The sequence below is a fragment of the Streptomyces sp. NPDC001927 genome, from assembly GCF_053594455.1.
Window position 1 is genome coordinate 248,872 of the sequence record NZ_JBSFEN010000011.1, and the last position, 16,227, is coordinate 265,098.

Consider the following 16,227-nt stretch of genomic DNA (forward strand, 5'->3'; position numbering starts at 1 on the left):
TCCAGCCCCCGCCCCCTACGCCCCCACCCCCCTGCTGATCGTGTAGATCAGCAGGCCCGCCAGTGCGCCCACCACCGTGCCGTTGATGCGGATGAACTGGAGGTCTCGGCCGATGTTGGCCTCGATCTTCTTCGACGTCTGCGTCGCGTCCCAGCCCGCCACCGTGTCGCTGATGAGGGACGTGATCTCGTCGCGGTACGTCGTGACCACGTACGCCGCCGCGTCCTCCGCCCAGCCTTCGACCTTCGCCTGCAGGCGGCCGTCCGTCACCAGGCGGCCGCCCAGGGAGATCAGGGACGCCCGTGCGCGCAGGCGGAGCTGGCTGCGGTCGTCCTCCGCCGCCGCGATGATCATGCCGCGTACCGACGCCCACGCCGAGGCGATGATGTCCTGGACCTCCGGGCGCGCCAGCAGGTCCGCCTTCAGGCGTTCCACCCGCGCCCGCGTCTCCGTGTCCGCCTGGAGGTCCGCCGCGAAGTCCGTCAGGAAGCGGTCGATCGCGTCGCGCGCCGGGTGCGAGGGCATGTCCCGCATCTCCGTGACGAAACGCAGCAGCTCCTTGTAGACCCGCTCCCCGACCTTCCGGTCCACGAACCGCGGCGTCCAGCCCGGTGCCCCGCCCTGGACCGCGTCCATCACCGAGTCCGCGTGGAACACCAGCCAGTCGTGCGCCCGCGCGCAGATCAGGTCGACCGCCCTGTGGTGCGCCCCGTCCGCGACGACCTTCTCCAGCGTCTTGCCGATCCCCGGCGCGATCTCCGCCGCCTCCGCCCGCCGCGTGATCGCCTCGCCGACCACCGCCTGGATGTCCGAGTCCCGCAGGACCGTCAGGGCGCCGCGGAGCGCGGTGGCCAGTTCGCGCGTCACCCTGTCCGCGTGGTCCGGTTCCGACAGCCACGCGCCCAGCCGGCCCGCGATGCCCAGCGCCGCCAGTCGGCCCCGTACGACATCCGGAGACAGGAAGTTCTCGCCCACGAACGAGCCCAGCGTCGCTCCCAGCTGGTCCTTCTTCGTCGGGATGATCGCCGTGTGCGGGATCGGCAGGCCCAGCGGCCGCCGGAACAGGGCCGTCACCGCGAACCAGTCCGCCAGCGCGCCCACCATGCCGGCCTCCGCCGCGGCCGCCACATAGCCGGTCCACGCCCCCCAGCCCGCGTGCTCCGCCCAGGTCGCCAGGGCGTAGATCACCGCCACGAGGACCAGCAGGCCCGTCGCCAGCGTCTTCATCCGGCGTACCCCGCGGTGACGCTCCGCGTCCGCCGCCGTGTACGAGAACGCCACCAACGGCGGCCGGCGGCGTGGCTCACCTGGAGGTCCACCCCCCGGCAGCTCGCCCGGCGACCCGCTCCTCGTCTCGCTCATCACCCCACCTCCCTACATCAACGACTTTCCGGACGCACCTCAAGTTCCCGTTCCCCGTACATCTTCGCGATCACCGCCTCGATGTCGGGCTCCCGCACCGACAGATCCACCAGCGGGTACCGCTCCGCCACCGCCGCCACCAGCGGCGCCGCCGACGAGGACGCCGGGAACGCCAGCCACTGCCTCGGGCCCTCCGCCCGGACGAAACGCGCCCCCGGCAGGTCGATCGGGGGCAGTTCCCGCTCCAGGTCCACGATCAGCATCCGCTCGCTCGCGCCCGCCTCGTGCAGGCCCGCCAGCTCCCCGTCGTACATCAGGCGGCCGTGGTCGATCACCATCACCCGGCGGCACAGCTGCTCGATGTCCGTCAGGTCGTGGGTCGTCAGCAGGACTGTCGTGCCCCGCTCCGCGTTCAGCTCGCGCAGGAACTCCCGTACCCGCGCCTTCGACACCACGTCCAGGCCGATCGTCGGCTCGTCCAGGTACAGCACCTCCGGGTCGTGCAGCAGCGCCGCCGCGATGTCGCCCCGCATCCGCTGGCCGAGCGACAGCTGACGGACGGGTACGTCGAGCAGGTCGCCCAGGTCCAGGAGGTCCACGCAGCGCGCCAGGTTCGCCGCGAAGCGGTCGTCCGGGATGCGGTACATCCGGTGCACAAGCCGGTACGAGTCCCTCAGCGGCAGGTCCCACCAGAGCGTCGTCCGCTGCCCGAACACCACCCCGATCCGCTGCGCGAGCCGCGTCCGCTCCCGCGAGGGGTCGATCCCCGCGACCCGCAGCCGGCCCCCGCTCGGCGTGAGGATGCCCGTCAGCATCTTGATCGTCGTCGACTTCCCCGCGCCGTTCGGGCCGATGTAGCCGACCATCTCCCCCCGCGCCACGCCGAAGCTGATCCCGTCGACCGCCCGCACCTCACGCCTCTCCCGGCGCAGCAGCCCCGTCTTCCGGCGTACCGAGAAGACCTTCTCCACCTGCTCCAGTTCGATGAACGTCATCCGAACGACCACTCCTCAGCTTCCTGTGCTTCGGTACGCGCGCAGGCCCGACCGCCACGCAAGCCCCGCCAGCCCGCAGCACCCCACCGCCACCAGCGGCGACGCGAACGCCAGCCACCCCGGCACCCCCGCCGGCGTCTCCCGCCCCAGCACGTACAGCGCCGGCAGCCAGTTCACGAACGCCAGCGGTACGACGTACACGACACCCCGCACCAGCTCCTGCGCGAAGATCGACGGCGGGTACTGGAGCAGCGTGTTCCCGCCGTACGTGAACGCGTTCGTCACCTCCGCCGCGTCCTGCGCCCAGAACAGCGCGGACGCGCCCACCACCATCACCGCCGAGAAGATCACCGCGCCGCTCACCACCGTCACCGGCAGGAGCAGCACCTTCGTGGCCGTCCACTCCACGTCGACGATGCACAGCGCCCAGACCAGTACGAAGACGCCCTGCGCCACCCGGCCAAGGCGTCGCAGCGCGAACTTGTCCGCCGCCACCTGCGCAAGGACCGGCGCCGGACGCAGCAGGAACATGTCCAGCGAGCCGTCCCGCACCCGCCTGCCCATCCGCTGCAGCGAGCCCATCGTCAGGTCCGCGATGCCGAAGGACGTGCTGGTCGTCCCGTACAGGAACGCGATCTCCGCGAACGAGAAGCCGCCGAGCCCCTCCACCTGACCGAACATCAGCAGGATCACGACGAAGTCGAAGAACGTGACCGTGAAGGAGGTGAACAGGGTCAGGGCGAAGGAGGCGCGGTACGTCATCGTCGAGCGGATCCACATGCCCGCGACCATCCGGTACGTACGCCAGGCCTCCGCCGGCGGGGCGGCGGGGCCGCCGCGCGAGTCAGCCACCCTGCACCACCACCTTCCGCGTCGCCAGCGACTGTGCGAGGCGGCCCGCCGTCAGCAGCACCGCCGCCCACGCCAGCTGGAACCCGTACGCGCCCACCAGCCCCCACCCCTCGTACTTCTCCAGGTACACGTCCGCCGGGATCTGCAGCATCGACGCCCACGGCAGCACCCGCGCCACCTCCCCCAGCACGCCCGGGAAGACGTTCAGCGGCAGCAGCATCCCCGAGAAGAAGAGCCCGCCCAGCCACGCCACCTGCACCACCCCCTGACCGTCCATCAGCCAGAACGCGGACATCGCGACCAGGTACCAGATCGCGAAGCTGACGACCGAGCCCAGCGCGACGGCCAGCACGAACGCGAGCCAGGTCGCCGGCCGCTCCGGCAGCCGGAAGTCGAAGACGAACGCCCCGACCACCATCGGCACCGCCCCGCGCGCGAGCAACTGGTACGCGGACCGGCCCGCGTTGGCCGAGAACCACCAGGCCTGGAGGTCCGCCGGGCGGTAGAGGTCGACGGCGATGTCACCCGTACGGATGCGCTCGATCAGCTCCTCCTCGAACCCGCCGCCCATCAGCCCGCAGACCGCGATCAACCCCTGGCCGATCCACACATAGGCGAGCGCGTCCGCCATGTCGTAGCCACCCAGCTGCGGACGCTCGTCCCAGAGGGCGATGTAGGTGTACGACAGGACCAGGCCGAAGACGGTGTTGGTGAACACCCCCGCCGCCGTGGCCATCCGGTAGGTCGCATGGCGCCGGAACCCACCCGCGGCCACCGTCGCGTACAGCCGCAGCATGCCCGGGCCGCCCTCCACCTAGATCCACGGAAGCGCACGACCCTAGCGGGCCGCACTCCGCCACCGCGAGTACTTTTCGCTGCGTATTACGTAGGATTACCGACGATTTGCACCGATACGTGCACTATGGGGAGGCCATGCCTCCTTCATCCGGTACGGGAGCTCCAGACATGAGCGACGACCAGCCCGATCGTCCCCACCGACCCGGCTGGGCGCCCAGGGACCCCACCGTCCCCCCGCCTCCCCGTCGTCCGCGCCGCTCACGACCCGTGCGCCTCCTGCGGGCCGTCGCCGGCACGTTCCTCCTCGCCGTCCTGCTGGGCGCCGGCGGCTTCGTCGCCGGCTACCTGCTCGTCGAGATCCCGCCCGCCAACGCCGCCGCGACCGCCCAGTCGAACGTGTACCTCTACCGGGACGGCACCCCCATCGCCCGCGACGGCGAGGTCAACCGCGAGAACGTCCGCCTCGCACAGGTCCCCCTCACCGTCCGGCACGCCGTACTCGCCGCCGAGGACCGCGACTTCCGCTCCGCCCGCGCCGTCGACCCCAAGGCCATGGTCCGCGCCGCCTGGAACACCCTCACCGGCAAGGGCCGCCAGTCCGGCTCCACCCTCACCCAGCAGTACGTCAAGAACTACTACCTGGGCCAGGAACAGACCGTCACCCGCAAGGTGAAGGAGTTCTTCATCGCGATCAAACTCAACCGCGAGAAGAGCAAGGACCAGATCTTCGAGGGCTATCTGAACACCAGTTACTTCGGTCGCAACGCCTACGGCATCCAGGCCGCCGCCCGCGCCTACTACGGCAAGGACGCCACCGACCTCGACACCGCCGAAGGCGCGTACCTCGCCTCGCTCCTCAAGGCCCCCAGCGCCTACGACGTCGCCACCCACCCCGAGAACCGGACCAAGGCGCTGGCCCGCTGGCACTACGTCCTGGACGGCATGGTCAAGGAGCGCTGGCTCTCCCGCACCGACCGGGCCGCCGCCACCTTCCCGACACCGCAGCCCGCCCGCCCCGCCACCGGCCTCTCCGGCCAGCGCGGCTACCTCGTCCAGGCCGTCGAGGACTACCTCACCGACCACGGCGTCATCGACGAGAAGACCCTCGCCGGCGGCGGCTACCGCATCACCACCACCCTGGAGAAGGAGAAGCAGGACGCCTTCGTCGACGCCGTCGACGCCCAGGTCATGTCCCGGCTCGACCCGGCCCAGAACCCCACCGACCGCTACGTCCGGGTCGGCGGCGCGGCCATCGACCCCGCGAGCGGCCGCGTCGTCGCCCTCTACGGCGGCATCGACTACACCAAGCAGTACGTCAACAACGCCACCCGCCGCGACTACCAGGTCGGCTCCACCTTCAAGCCCTTCGTCCTCGCCGCCGCCCTCCAGCACTCCTCGCTCACCCAGAACGGCGAGCCGATCACCCCGAACACGTACTACGACGGCACTGACAAGCGCCCCGTCGAAGGCTGGACCGGGGCCCTCTACGCCCCCGCCAACGAGGACGACGCCTCCTACGGCGACATCACCGTCCGGGCCGCCACCGACGACTCGGTCAACGCGGTGTACGCGCAGATGGCCGTGGATGTCGGCCCCGCGAAGGTCAAGGAGACCGCGGTCGCCCTCGGCCTGCCCGCCCGGACCCCCGACCTCAACTCCTCCCCCTCCATCGCCCTCGGCCCGGCCACCGCGAGCGTCCTCGACATGGCCGAGGCGTACGCCACCCTCGCCAACCACGGCCGCCACGGCACGTACACCCTCGTCGAGCAGGTCACCAAGGACGGCGAAGCACTCGACCTGCCGACGTCCGAGGGCCGGCAGGCCGTGAGCAGGGAGGCCGCCGACGGGACGACGGCGGTACTGCGGAGCGTCGTGGAGAGCGGTACGGGAACGGCCGCGCTCGCCGCCGGGCGGCCGGCGGCGGGCAAGACGGGCACGGCCGAGGACGACAAGGCCGCCTGGTTCGCCGGCTACACCCCGGACCTCGCGACGGTCGTCACGATGATGGGCCAGGACCCGGCGACGGGCGAGCAGAAGCCGCTGTACGGCGCGCTCGGCCTGCCCCGCATCAACGGGGGCGGGGCGCCCGCGGAGATCTGGGCCCAGTTCACCCGGGACGCGCTCGCGGGCACGGCGCCCCAGGAATTCGACCTCCAGGTGGGCGCGGGCATGGAGGAGTGGACGGCACCCTTCGACCCCCTCGACCCCTCGCAGCCGGAACTGCCGACGGAGGGGGAGGGGGAGAGGGACGAAAGGGCGGCTGTCGAGGAGGACACGGCCCAAGCCGGCCCGGAGCGCCCGCGCGGCAGGCCGGGGCGGGCGCCGGAAGTAGTCGTACCGCCGCGTCAGTGACCCGAGGTCGCCTTCAGGCCGACCACGGCCACAAGCAGCAGACAGACGAAGAAGATCCGGGCGGCGGTCGCCGGCTCACCGAGCACCACCATGCCGAGCACCGCCGCACCGGCCGCACCGATGCCGACCCAGACGCCGTAGGCGGTACCGATCGGGAGAGTCTTGGCGGCGTGCGACAGCAGCACCATCGAGGCGACGATCCCGGCGCCCGTGAAAACGCTCGGCCAGAGACGGGTGAACCCGTCCGTGTACTTCATGCCGATGGACCAGCCGACTTCGAGCAGACCGGCGACGATCAGAAGAACCCAGGCCATGACGACGAACACCTCCGCGAGACGGATCAACAGGGGTGCGTCGTCTTTGCGTGAAGCCCGGTACGGCGCGTCTCGTCGGGTGTGTCCACAGTAGCAAAGAACAGATAAAAGGCCTGGTGACACCGGTCACCAGGCCGAGAAGCATGTGGTCCTACAGATGCCCTACAGATACAACCCGGTGGTGTCCTTGGACCCCTCGAACCGGTCCGCGGCCACCGCGTGCAGATCCCGCTCCCGCATCAGTACGTACGCCACGCCCCGCACCTCGACCTCGGCGCGGTCCTCGGGGTCGTACAGCACCCGGTCACCCGTCTCGACCGTACGCACGTTCTGGCCGACCGCGACGACCTCGGCCCAGGCCAGCCGGCGCCCGACGGCGGCCGTCGCGGGGATCAGGATGCCCCCGCCCGAGCGCCGCTCGCCCTCGGGAGAGTCGGTCCGGACAAGGACACGGTCGTGGAGCATCCGGATGGGCAGCTTGTCGTCGGTGTTCTCGCTCACGGTCAGAACCTACCTGGCCGGGCGTGTCGCCGTGGCCCGGGAGGGGTCACGCCCCGCGCTTGCGGGCCGAGACCGCGAGCAGCCCGACGAGGGCGACGGCGACGAGCGCCACCGGAACCACGCGCTCCAGGCGCGGCGCGCCGTCCTCGTGCGTGAAGCGGGCCTTCACGTCCGACACGGTCCGGTTGACGGCGGCGAACGCGCGTCCGGCGGTGTGGTCCACAGTCGAGGCGACCCGGGCCTTGGCGTCACCGACGATCGTCTTCGGATGCATCCGAATCCCGATCTCGTCGAGAGTCTCGGCAAGCTGGTCGCGCCGGCGGACGATGTCCGCCTCGATCTGCGCAGGGGTCCTGGCGTCCGACACCGCGCTGCCTCCGTAGTCGTAATCGGTCCTTGACGGACAGTCTCTCAGTTTCTCGGTCCGTGGTCTGTCTCAGGCCCCCATTAGGCTCGGGTGTGTACGCCCAGACACCCCCGAGGAGAGCCATGAGCGAGCGACTTCAGCCCGGCGACACCGCCCCCGCCTTCACCCTGCCCGACGCCGACGGCAACGAGATCTCGCTCGCGGACCACAAGGGCCGCAAGGTCATCGTCTACTTCTACCCGGCGGCGCTCACCCCCGGCTGCACGAAGCAGGCCTGCGACTTCACGGACAACCTGGAACTGCTGGCGGGCGCCGGCTACGACGTCATCGGCGTGTCGCCGGACAAGCCGGAGAAGCTGGCGAAGTTCCGCGAGCAGGAGCACCTGAAGGTCACGCTGGTCGGCGACCCGTCGAAGGAGACGCTGGAGGCGTACGGCGCGTTCGGCGAGAAGAAGCTGTACGGCAAGACGGTGACGGGCGTGATCCGCTCGACGATCGTCGTCGACGAGGACGGCAAGGTCGAACGCGCGCTGTACAACGTGAAGGCGACCGGCCACGTCGCCAAGATCATCAAGGACCTGGGCATCTGACGCCCCCGCCCACCCGATCACCGCAGCCGCCTGTCCCGGTACGATGACAGGCGGCTAGCGGCGGTGGCGCAACGGCGACGCAGCAGACTTAGGATCTGTGGCCCGTGAAACGGCTTGAGGGTTCGAATCCCTTCCGCCGCACCAAAAAGGCCTGCGAATCGAAGGGTTGATTCGCAGGCCTTTGTCGTGAGCGGCCTCAGCCCAGCAGCTCCCGTACCACCGGTACCAGCGCCCGGAACGCCTTTCCTCGGTGGCTGATCGCGTTCTTCTGTTCCGGGGTCAGTTCGGCGCACGTCACGTCGTAGCCCTCCGGTTGGAGGATCGGGTCGTAGCCGAAGCCGTTCGTGCCGGTCGGGGTGGAGCGCAGTACGCCGCGCAGTTGGCCCTCGACGACACGTTCCGTGCCGTCCGGGAGGGCCAGGGCTGCCGCGCAGGCGAAGTGGGCACCTCGGTGGGCGGTGTCGATGTCGGCGATCTGGGCCAGGAGCAGGTTCAGGTTGGCGCGGTCGTCGCCGTGGGTGCCGGACCAGCGGGCCGAGAAGATGCCGGGGGCGCCGTTCAGGACGTCGACGCACAGGCCGGAGTCGTCGGCGACCGCCGGCAGGCCCGTGGCCTGCGCGAGGGCGTGGGCTTTGAGGAGGGCGTTCTCGGCGAAGGTGACGCCGGTCTCCTTGGTGTCCGGGACCTCCGGGTACGCGTCCGCGCCGACGAGCTCGTGAGGGAGGCCTGCGTCGGCGAGGATCGCGTGGAGTTCGGTGATCTTCCCGGCGTTGCGGGTGGCGAGGATCAGACGGGTCATGCTCCCGATTATCCCGGGGTGCAGACCTTGCCGATCTCCGTGGCCGCGTCCGTGATCGGCTTGATGTCCGGGGTCGTGTCGCCGTTGTTGACGGCGGTCTTCACCTCTTCGACGCCCTTGGTGAGGTCGTCGACGGCCTTGGACAGGTCGGCGTTGTCCGTCGTGTCCTTGAGGTTGCCGAGCTCCGTGGAGATCTCGTTCAGGGCCTCGTTGAGCTGCGTCGGGTCGTTGGAGGCGTTGGAGACGGCCTGCGAGAGCTTGTCGACGCTGGTGGCTATCGCGTCGGCGGTCGCGACGCAGTCCATCGCCTTGTCGAGTGCTCCGCAGCCGACGAGGGTGGTGCTGGCGAGTACGGCTGCCGAGGCCACGGCGATTGCAAGACGGCGCTTCAAGACGGGTCCTCCCCCAGATACGGATGTGGATATGGATGTGGATGTGGAAGCAAGTGCTGATACCGATGCCTGTACGGCAACGGGCGCACGGTCCTTGCCGTGCGCCCGTCCATGAGGACGCCGTAGCGGGCTACAGAGTTCCTTCGAGCGCCTTGCGCTGGATCTCGGCGAGGTCGGCGCAGCCGCCGGACGCGAGGTCGAGGAGGGCGTTGAGCTCCTTGCGGTCGAAGGGCTCGGCCTCGGCGGTGCCCTGGACCTCGACGAAGCGGCCGTCGCCGGTGCAGACGACGTTCATGTCGGTGTCGGCGCGGACGTCCTCCTCGTAGCAGAGGTCGAGGAGCGGGGTGCCGTCGACGATGCCGACGGAGACGGCGGCGACCGTGCCGGTGAGCGGCTTGCGGCCGGCCTTCACCAGCTTCTTCGTCTGGGCCCAGGCGACCGCGTCCGCGAGGGCGACGTACGCGCCCGTGATCGCTGCGGTGCGGGTGCCGCCGTCGGCCTGGAGGACGTCGCAGTCGAGGACGATCGTGTTCTCGCCGAGGGCCTTGTAGTCGATGACCGCGCGCAGGGAGCGGCCGATGAGGCGGGAGATCTCGTGCGTGCGGCCGCCGATCTTGCCGCGGACGGACTCGCGGTCGCCGCGGGTGTTGGTGGCGCGCGGGAGCATCGAGTACTCGCCGGTGACCCAGCCCTCGCCGCTGCCCTTGCGCCAGCGCGGGACGCCTTCGGTGACGGAGGCGGTGCAGAAGACCTTGGTGTCGCCGAAGGAGATGAGGACGGAGCCCTCTGCGTGCTTGCTCCATCCGCGTTCGATGGTGACGGGGCGGAGCTGTTCGGGGGTACGGCCGTCGATACGAGACATGTCACGAGCCTAGCCGCCGGGGAGGGGGGCCTGGTCCCCTCGCCGTAGCCGCCTGGCCCCCGTCGTGGTGCCATCGGCGCCCCACACGACCCAGCCCCGGCGCCCCGCCCTCCCCCCGTACGACAAAGGCCCGGTCCCCTGTCGGACCGGGCCCCCGTCGGGGTGACTCAGCGGTGAGTCGAGCGTGCGTCAGGCGTCGCTCACATCATGTCTTCGATGTCGGCGGCGATCGGGTCGGCGTCCGTGCCGATGACGACCTGGATCGCGGTGCCCATCTTGACGACGCCGTGCGCGCCGGCGGCCTTGAGCGCGGCCTCGTCGACGAGGCTCGGGTCGACGACCTCGGTGCGGAGGCGGGTGATGCAGCCCTCGACCTCTTCGATGTTGTCGATGCCGCCGAGGCCGGCGACGATCTTCTCAGCCTTGCTGGCCATGTCTTTCTCCCTGTCCGTTCCTGTTCGAAGAACGTGAGTCTCGGCGCACCGGCGGTCCGCTTTGTCACGGTAACGCACGGTTGGCCCAACTTCGCGAGCGCGTGCCCTCGTTCTGCCGAATGATGACGATCACCGGCAGCCTGCCCTCAGGGGGCTCCGGGAGCCTATCGCAACTGGTCTACACCAGTGTGCAACGCGATTCGGGCCCGGATCGTTCCGGGCCAGGGAGGACGCCGATGAGTACGGACAGCGCGGCCGCCGCGCCGAAGAAGTCGATGTGGGGCGGCCTCTTCCAGGGGCTGCAGAAGATGGGACGGAGCCTCCAGCTCCCCATCGCCGTACTGCCGGCGGCCGGCATCCTCAACCGTCTCGGCCAGCCCGACGTCTTCGGCGCCGACGGCCTCGGCTGGGACAACGTGGCCAAGGTGATGGCGGGTGCCGGCGGCGCCCTGCTCGACGGCAACCTGGGCCTGCCCCTGCTGTTCTGCATCGGCGTGGCGATCGGGCTCGCGAAGAAGGCGGACGGCTCGACGGCGCTCGCGGCGACCGTCGGCTTCCTCGTCTACTACAACGTGATGCGCCAGTTCCCCGAGGACTGCCCGCCGGGCACGGCGGACATCAACGGCGGTTGCCTGGCGCCCGAGCAGGTCTTCAGCGGGTACACGTACCAGAACCCGGGCGTCTTCGGCGGCATCGTCATCGGTCTGCTCGCGGCCTGGTTCTGGCAGCGCTACCACCGGGTGCGGCTGGTGGACTGGCTGGGCTTCTTCAACGGCCGCCGTCTCGTACCGATCATCATGACCTTCGTCGCGATCGCCTTCGCGTCCCTGTGCCTGTGGGTCTGGCCGCCGATCGGCGACGGTCTGGAGAACTTCAGCGACTGGCTGGTGGGCCTGGGCGCCTGGGGTTCGGGCATCTTCGGTGTCGCCAACCGCGCGCTGCTCGTGATCGGCCTGCACCAGTTCCTGAACGTGCCCATCTGGTTCCAGTTCGGCACGTACACCAGGCCGGACGGCACGACGGTCCACGGCGACATCCCGATGTTCCTCGCGGGCGACCCGGAGGCCGGTCAGTTCCTGACGGGCTTCTTCCCGATCATGATGTTCGCCCTGCCGGCTGCGGCCCTGGCGATCACCCACTGCGCGCGGCCGAACCGCCGCAAGGAGGTCGGCGGTCTGATGCTGTCGGTCGCCCTGACCTCGTTCGTCACCGGTATCACCGAGCCGATCGAGTACTCGTTCCTCTTCATCGCCCCGGTCCTGTACGCGATCCACGCCGTCCTCACGGGTGTGTCGATGGCCGTGACGTGGGCGCTCGGCGTGAAGGACGGCTTCAGCTTCTCGGCGGGTCTGATCGACTACGTCATCAACTGGAACCTGGCGACCAAACCCTGGCTGATCATTCCGATCGGCCTCGGCTTCGCCGTCGTGTACTACGTGATCTTCCGGTTCGCGATCACCAAGTTCAACCTGCCGACGCCGGGCCGCGAGCCGGAAGAGGTGGCGGAGCAGATGGACCAGGACGTGACCAAGGCGTAGCCGCCCGCCGCGATTCGGGGCTTTCGCCCCCCTTCGGAGAACCCCGAAAGGCCCTCGGACCTCATGGTCCGGGGGCCTTTCGTCGTTCACGCCCCGCTACCCCGCAACCACACAGAATTCGCAGGTTCCTTATCTAAGTCTCACGTGCTACAACTGGTCTACACCACTCATTGGTGTAGACCACGCGGTCCAGACCACCGCGTTCCACGAGACGCCGCCGTCACCCCCTTTTCACTGTCCTCTGGCGGCGCCTTGCCTTACTGGAGGAAGTTGATGAGTACGGCCACCGCCCAGGCCGCCGCTCCCGCGAAGAAGCGCGGATCCGGCCTGTTCCAGGGCCTGCAGAAGGTCGGTCGCAGCCTGCAGCTGCCGATCGCCGTGCTGCCGGCCGCGGGTATCTTGCTCCGTCTCGGCCAGCCCGACGTCTTCGGTGCCGACGGCCTCGGCTGGGACAAGGTCGCCACGGTCTTCGCGTCCGCCGGCGACGCGGTCTTCGCGAACATGCCCCTGCTGTTCTGCGTCGGCATCGCGATCGGCTTCGCCAAGAAGGCCGACGGCTCCACCGCTCTCGCCGCCCTCGTCGGTTTCCTCGTCTACCAGAACGTCCTGAAGGCGTTCCCGGTCACCGAGGCCGTCATCAACACCACCGAGAACAAGGGTGTCGACGTCGCCGCGACGTACAACGACCCCAAGGTCTTCGGCGGCATCGTCATGGGTCTGCTCGCCGCCGTCATATGGCAGCGGTACCACCGCACCAAGCTCGTGGACTGGCTCGGCTTCTTCAACGGCCGCCGTCTCGTCCCGATCATCATGGCCTTCGTCGGCACCGTGATGGGTGTCCTGTTCGGCCTGCTCTGGGAGCCCATCGGTGGCGTCATCACCGACTTCGGCAACTGGATGACGGGCCTCGGCGCCATCGGTTCCGGCATCTTCGGCGCCATCAACCGCGGCCTGCTCCCCATCGGTATGCACCAGTTCGTGAACACCGTCGCGTGGCAGGAGATCGGCTCCTTCACCGACGCGTCCGGTGCCGTCTGGCACGGCGACCTGCCGCGCTTCTTCCACGGTGACCCGACCGCCGGTCAGTTCATGTCCGGCTTCTTCCCGATCATGATGTTCGCGCTGCCGGCCGTCGCCCTGGCGATCACGCACACCGCCCGCCCCGAGCGCCGCAAGATCGTCGGCGGCATGATGTTCTCGCTCGCCCTGACCTCGTTCGTCACGGGTATCACCGAGCCCATCGAGTTCGCCTTCATGTTCCTGGCGCCGCTGCTGTACGTGATCCACGCGGTGCTCACTGCCGCCTCGATGGTCATCACCTCGGCCCTCGGTGTGCACCACGGCTTCACCTTCTCGGCCGGTGCGCTGGACTACTTCCTGAACTGGACCTACGCCACCAAGCCCTGGATGATCATCCCGCTCGGTCTGGTCTTCGCCGCGATCTACTACTCGGTGTTCCGCTTCGCGATCACCAAGTTCAACCTCCCCACCCCGGGCCGCGAGCCCGAGGAGGAGATCGAGGACCTCACCAAGGCCTAGGCCTGACGCCTCGCCCCGTACGACGGAAGGGCCTCGGAACCGAAAGGTTCCGGGGCCCTTCCCGTACGCGCCGTGCCTCAGGGGCTCAGACCTCGTACACCGCGCCCGCGTACGCCAGCTCCGACGGGCCGTCGTAGACCGCGCGCGCGTCCGCCAGGTTCTGCTCGCCGTCGGTCCACGGCGGGATGTGGGTGAGGACCAGGCGGCCCACCGAGGAGCGGGTCGCCTCCGCGCCCGCCTCGCGGCCGTTGAGGTGGAGGGCCGGGATGTCCTCCTTGCCGTGCGTGAAGGACGCCTCGCACAGGAAGAGGTCCGTGCCCTCGGCGAGTTCGTGCAGGGCCTCGCAGGCTCCCGTGTCGCCGGAGTACGTCAGTGAGCGGCCGCCGTGCTCGATCCTGATGCCGTACGCCTCCACCGGGTGGCACACCTTCTCCGTACGGACGGAGAACGGGCCGATCTCGAAGGAGCCCGACTTCAGGGTGCGGAAGTCGAAGACCTCGCTCATCGACTTGTCCGAGGGGGTGTCGGCGTACGCCGTGGTCAGGCGCTGCTCGGCGCCCTCCGGGGCGTAGACCGGGATCGCGTCGCAGCGCCCGCCCTCGTGGCGGTAGTAGCGCGCGACGAAGTAGCCGCACATGTCGATGCAGTGGTCGGCGTGCAGGTGGCTGAGGAAGATGGCGTCGAGGTCGTACAGACCGATGTGGCGCTGCAGCTCGCCCAGGGCGCCGTTGCCCATGTCGAGGAGCAGCCGGAAGCCGTCGGCCTCTACGAGGTAGCTCGAACAGGCCGAGTCCGCGGACGGGAACGACCCGGAGCAGCCGACGACGGTGAGCTTCATGGAGCGTGAACCTCCGAGGGCGGAGAGCGGCGGGGGAGGTCGTGCGATGCGTCGAGCGTAAGGCGCGACTCCGCTCGTCGCTCCTCCGCGGCGGCCCGTTGTGGGCGAACTCACGGGCTCTGTCACCGGTTCGGATGGACCTGGGGCGGGAGAGCGACGGGTACGGGCGGCCGGTAACGTCTTGGGGTATGGACACGTCCTGGTGGCCGGCGCTCGTCGCGGTCGTGGTGATCGCGCTGGTCGTGGCGCTGGCGGACGGCCGGAAGCGGTCGGCGCGGCGGCCCGGTGGCCGGACGCGCCCGCCGGCGCGGCCCTCCGGGCGTCCACCCGTACGGCCGAAAACACCCCGTAAGGCCCCCGGCGGAGCTCCCGGGAAGGCGCCGGCGCGGCTCCCCCGGGCGGGCGAGATCTGGTGGGCGGACGTGCCCTACGAGGACGGGCCCGGGTCGAAGGACCGGCCATGTCTGGTGCTCGCGCTGCGCGGGGACTCCGCGCTGGTCGCCAAGATCACCAGCAAGTACCACGACGAGCGGCCGGGCGTCATCGCGCTGCCGCCGGGGTCCGTGGGGGACGCGCAGGGGCGGCCGAGCTTCCTGGAGACCGATGAGCTGCGGGAGGTCCCGGTGTGGGAGTTCCGCCGCAAAGTGGGGACGGCGGACCCGGTCGTGTGGGACCAGGTCCGCCATCTGGCGTCCTGAGAGACAGAGGCATTACGCCCGCGTCCTGAGAGGCAGGGGCGTCACGCCCAGAGCTGGCCCTGGACCGTCTCGATCGCCTCTTCCGTCGTCGCCGCCGTGTAGAGGCCCGTCGACAGGTACTTCCAGCCGCCGTCCGCGACCACGAAGGCGATGTCGGCGCTCTCGCCGGCCTTCAGCGCCTTCTGGCCGACGCCGATCGCCGCGTGCAGCGCCGCGCCCGTGGAGACGCCGGCGAAGATGCCCTCCTGCTGGAGGAGTTCCCGGGTGCGGGTGACCGCGTCGGCGGAGCCGACCGAGAAGCGGGTGGTGAGGACGGAGGCGTCGTACAGCTCGGGGACGAAGCCCTCGTCGAGGTTGCGCAGGCCGTAGACCAGGTCGTCGTACCGGGGTTCGGCGGCGACGATCTTGACGTCCGGCTTGTGCTCGCGCAGGTAGCGGCCGACGCCCATGAGGGTGCCGGTGGTGCCGAGGCCCGCCACGAAATGGGTGATGGAGGGGAGGTCGGTCAGGATCTCCGGGCCCGTCGTGGCGTAGTGCGCGCCCGCGTTGTCCGGGTTGCCGTACTGGTAGAGCATCACCCACGTGGGGTTCTCGGCCGCGATCTCCTTGGCGACCCGTACCGCCGTGTTCGATCCGCCCGCCGCCGGGGACGAGATGATCTCGGCGCCCCACATGGCGAGCAGCTGGCGCCGCTCCTCGCTGGTGTTCTCCGGCATGACGCAGACGATGCGGTAGCCCTTGAGCTTGGCCGCCATCGCCAGCGAGATGCCGGTGTTGCCGCTGGTCGGCTCGAGGATGGTGCAGCCGGGGGTGAGCCGGCCGTCCTTCTCGGCCTGCTCGATCATGTGGAGCGCGGGGCGGTCCTTGACCGAGCCGGTGGGGTTGCGGTCCTCCAGCTTGGCCCAGATGCGGACGTCGTCCGACGGGGAGAGCCGGGGCAGGCGGACCAGGGGCGTGTTGCCGACCGCCGCGAGCGGGGAGTCGTAACGCATGGTG

General features: G+C 69.9%; 18 protein-coding genes, 1 tRNA gene and 1 riboswitch. Of the genes, 6 read left to right on the forward strand and 13 right to left on the reverse strand.

Annotated features, from left to right (window positions below; all coding sequences use genetic code 11):
• Nucleotides 1-15: 15 nt before the first annotated feature.
• The 4 genes from ACWCO8_RS28960 to ACWCO8_RS28975 are packed head-to-tail and all read right to left on the reverse strand — an operon-like array spanning nucleotide 16 to nucleotide 4,002.
• Complete coding sequence (locus ACWCO8_RS28960) at nucleotides 16-1,362, reverse strand: DUF445 domain-containing protein (RefSeq protein ID WP_451034741.1); 1,347 nt, start codon at nucleotides 1,360-1,362, stop codon at nucleotides 16-18.
• A 17-nt stretch (nucleotides 1,363-1,379) separates the two neighbouring features.
• Nucleotides 1,380-2,357, reverse strand: coding sequence for an ABC transporter ATP-binding protein (locus tag ACWCO8_RS28965; protein WP_451034742.1), 978 nt, complete (start codon nucleotides 2,355-2,357; stop codon nucleotides 1,380-1,382).
• A 15-nt stretch (nucleotides 2,358-2,372) separates the two neighbouring features.
• On the reverse strand, nucleotides 2,373-3,149 hold the full coding sequence (locus tag ACWCO8_RS28970; RefSeq protein WP_451034821.1) for an ABC transporter permease: 777 nt from the start codon (nucleotides 3,147-3,149) through the stop codon (nucleotides 2,373-2,375).
• A gap of 52 nt (nucleotides 3,150-3,201) precedes the next feature.
• Complete coding sequence (locus ACWCO8_RS28975) at nucleotides 3,202-4,002, reverse strand: ABC transporter permease (RefSeq protein ID WP_451034822.1); 801 nt, start codon at nucleotides 4,000-4,002, stop codon at nucleotides 3,202-3,204.
• 140 nt (nucleotides 4,003-4,142) lie between these two features.
• On the opposite strand from ACWCO8_RS28975, the gene ACWCO8_RS28980 reads away from it, so the two are divergent.
• The gene (locus ACWCO8_RS28980; RefSeq protein WP_451034743.1) at nucleotides 4,143-6,359 is read left to right on the forward strand and encodes a transglycosylase domain-containing protein; all 2,217 of its coding nucleotides are present in this window, start codon (nucleotides 4,143-4,145) and stop codon (nucleotides 6,357-6,359) included.
• Here the strand turns inward: ACWCO8_RS28980 and ACWCO8_RS28985 are convergent.
• The 3 genes from ACWCO8_RS28985 to ACWCO8_RS28995 all read right to left on the reverse strand — a co-directional run bounded on the left by ACWCO8_RS28985 (nucleotide 6,353) and on the right by ACWCO8_RS28995 (nucleotide 7,541).
• On the reverse strand, nucleotides 6,353-6,673 hold the full coding sequence (locus ACWCO8_RS28985) for a DMT family transporter (RefSeq protein WP_362011746.1): 321 nt from the start codon (nucleotides 6,671-6,673) through the stop codon (nucleotides 6,353-6,355). The two genes, ACWCO8_RS28980 and ACWCO8_RS28985, sit on opposite strands and share 7 nt — an antisense overlap.
• A 34-nt stretch (nucleotides 6,674-6,707) precedes the next feature.
• Nucleotides 6,708-6,768, reverse strand: a riboswitch (guanidine-III (ykkC-III) riboswitch).
• Nucleotides 6,769-6,835: 67 nt separating this feature from the next.
• The gene (locus ACWCO8_RS28990; RefSeq protein ID WP_361962664.1) at nucleotides 6,836-7,174 is read right to left on the reverse strand and encodes a GroES family chaperonin; all 339 of its coding nucleotides are present in this window, start codon (nucleotides 7,172-7,174) and stop codon (nucleotides 6,836-6,838) included.
• A 46-nt stretch (nucleotides 7,175-7,220) separates the two neighbouring features.
• Nucleotides 7,221-7,541 carry a DUF3618 domain-containing protein gene (locus ACWCO8_RS28995; protein WP_362011749.1) on the reverse strand — a complete coding sequence of 107 codons (321 nt, stop codon included), beginning with the start codon at nucleotides 7,539-7,541 and terminating at the stop codon, nucleotides 7,221-7,223.
• A 122-nt stretch (nucleotides 7,542-7,663) separates the two neighbouring features.
• On the opposite strand from ACWCO8_RS28995, the gene bcp reads away from it, so the two are divergent.
• Together bcp and ACWCO8_RS29005 are read left to right on the forward strand one after the other, a co-directional pair.
• On the forward strand, nucleotides 7,664-8,131 hold the full coding sequence (gene bcp / locus ACWCO8_RS29000; RefSeq protein WP_362011752.1) for a thioredoxin-dependent thiol peroxidase: 468 nt from the start codon (nucleotides 7,664-7,666) through the stop codon (nucleotides 8,129-8,131).
• 57 nt (nucleotides 8,132-8,188) lie between these two features.
• Nucleotides 8,189-8,275 (forward strand) — tRNA-Leu (locus ACWCO8_RS29005).
• 52 nt (nucleotides 8,276-8,327) lie between these two features.
• Here ACWCO8_RS29005 and rdgB read toward each other — a convergent pair.
• The 4 genes from rdgB to ACWCO8_RS29025 all read right to left on the reverse strand — a co-directional run bounded on the left by rdgB (nucleotide 8,328) and on the right by ACWCO8_RS29025 (nucleotide 10,618).
• A complete protein-coding gene (gene rdgB, locus ACWCO8_RS29010; protein WP_451034744.1) occupies nucleotides 8,328-8,930 on the reverse strand; it encodes an RdgB/HAM1 family non-canonical purine NTP pyrophosphatase in 603 nt (200 codons plus the stop codon).
• 8 nt (nucleotides 8,931-8,938) lie between these two features.
• Nucleotides 8,939-9,322 carry a hypothetical protein gene (locus ACWCO8_RS29015; RefSeq protein ID WP_362011761.1) on the reverse strand — a complete coding sequence of 128 codons (384 nt, stop codon included), beginning with the start codon at nucleotides 9,320-9,322 and terminating at the stop codon, nucleotides 8,939-8,941.
• Between the two features lie 130 nt (nucleotides 9,323-9,452).
• Nucleotides 9,453-10,184, reverse strand: a complete 732-nt coding sequence (gene rph / locus ACWCO8_RS29020; RefSeq protein WP_362011763.1) for a ribonuclease PH — start codon at nucleotides 10,182-10,184, stop codon at nucleotides 9,453-9,455.
• Nucleotides 10,185-10,384: 200 nt separating this feature from the next.
• Nucleotides 10,385-10,618, reverse strand: a complete 234-nt coding sequence (locus ACWCO8_RS29025) for a PTS glucose/sucrose transporter subunit IIB (RefSeq protein ID WP_351898403.1) — start codon at nucleotides 10,616-10,618, stop codon at nucleotides 10,385-10,387.
• A gap of 236 nt (nucleotides 10,619-10,854) precedes the next feature.
• On the opposite strand from ACWCO8_RS29025, the gene ACWCO8_RS29030 reads away from it, so the two are divergent.
• Both ACWCO8_RS29030 and ACWCO8_RS29035 read left to right on the forward strand, forming a co-directional pair.
• Complete coding sequence (locus ACWCO8_RS29030) at nucleotides 10,855-12,156, forward strand: PTS transporter subunit EIIC (RefSeq protein ID WP_451034745.1); 1,302 nt, start codon at nucleotides 10,855-10,857, stop codon at nucleotides 12,154-12,156.
• A gap of 273 nt (nucleotides 12,157-12,429) precedes the next feature.
• Entirely contained in the window at nucleotides 12,430-13,695 is a 1,266-nt protein-coding gene (locus tag ACWCO8_RS29035; RefSeq protein WP_451034746.1) for a PTS transporter subunit EIIC, read from the forward strand.
• Between the two features lie 85 nt (nucleotides 13,696-13,780).
• Here the strand turns inward: ACWCO8_RS29035 and ACWCO8_RS29040 are convergent, their stop codons facing one another.
• The gene (locus ACWCO8_RS29040) at nucleotides 13,781-14,533 is read right to left on the reverse strand and encodes an MBL fold metallo-hydrolase (protein ID WP_451034747.1); all 753 of its coding nucleotides are present in this window, start codon (nucleotides 14,531-14,533) and stop codon (nucleotides 13,781-13,783) included.
• A gap of 188 nt (nucleotides 14,534-14,721) precedes the next feature.
• Between ACWCO8_RS29040 and ACWCO8_RS29045 the strand changes: the two genes are divergently transcribed.
• Entirely contained in the window at nucleotides 14,722-15,231 is a 510-nt protein-coding gene (locus tag ACWCO8_RS29045; RefSeq protein WP_362011772.1) for a type II toxin-antitoxin system PemK/MazF family toxin, read from the forward strand.
• 41 nt (nucleotides 15,232-15,272) lie between these two features.
• Here the strand turns inward: ACWCO8_RS29045 and ACWCO8_RS29050 are convergent, their stop codons facing one another.
• The gene (locus ACWCO8_RS29050) at nucleotides 15,273-16,223 is read right to left on the reverse strand and encodes a PLP-dependent cysteine synthase family protein (protein WP_362011773.1); all 951 of its coding nucleotides are present in this window, start codon (nucleotides 16,221-16,223) and stop codon (nucleotides 15,273-15,275) included.
• Nucleotides 16,224-16,227 lie beyond the last annotated feature (4 nt).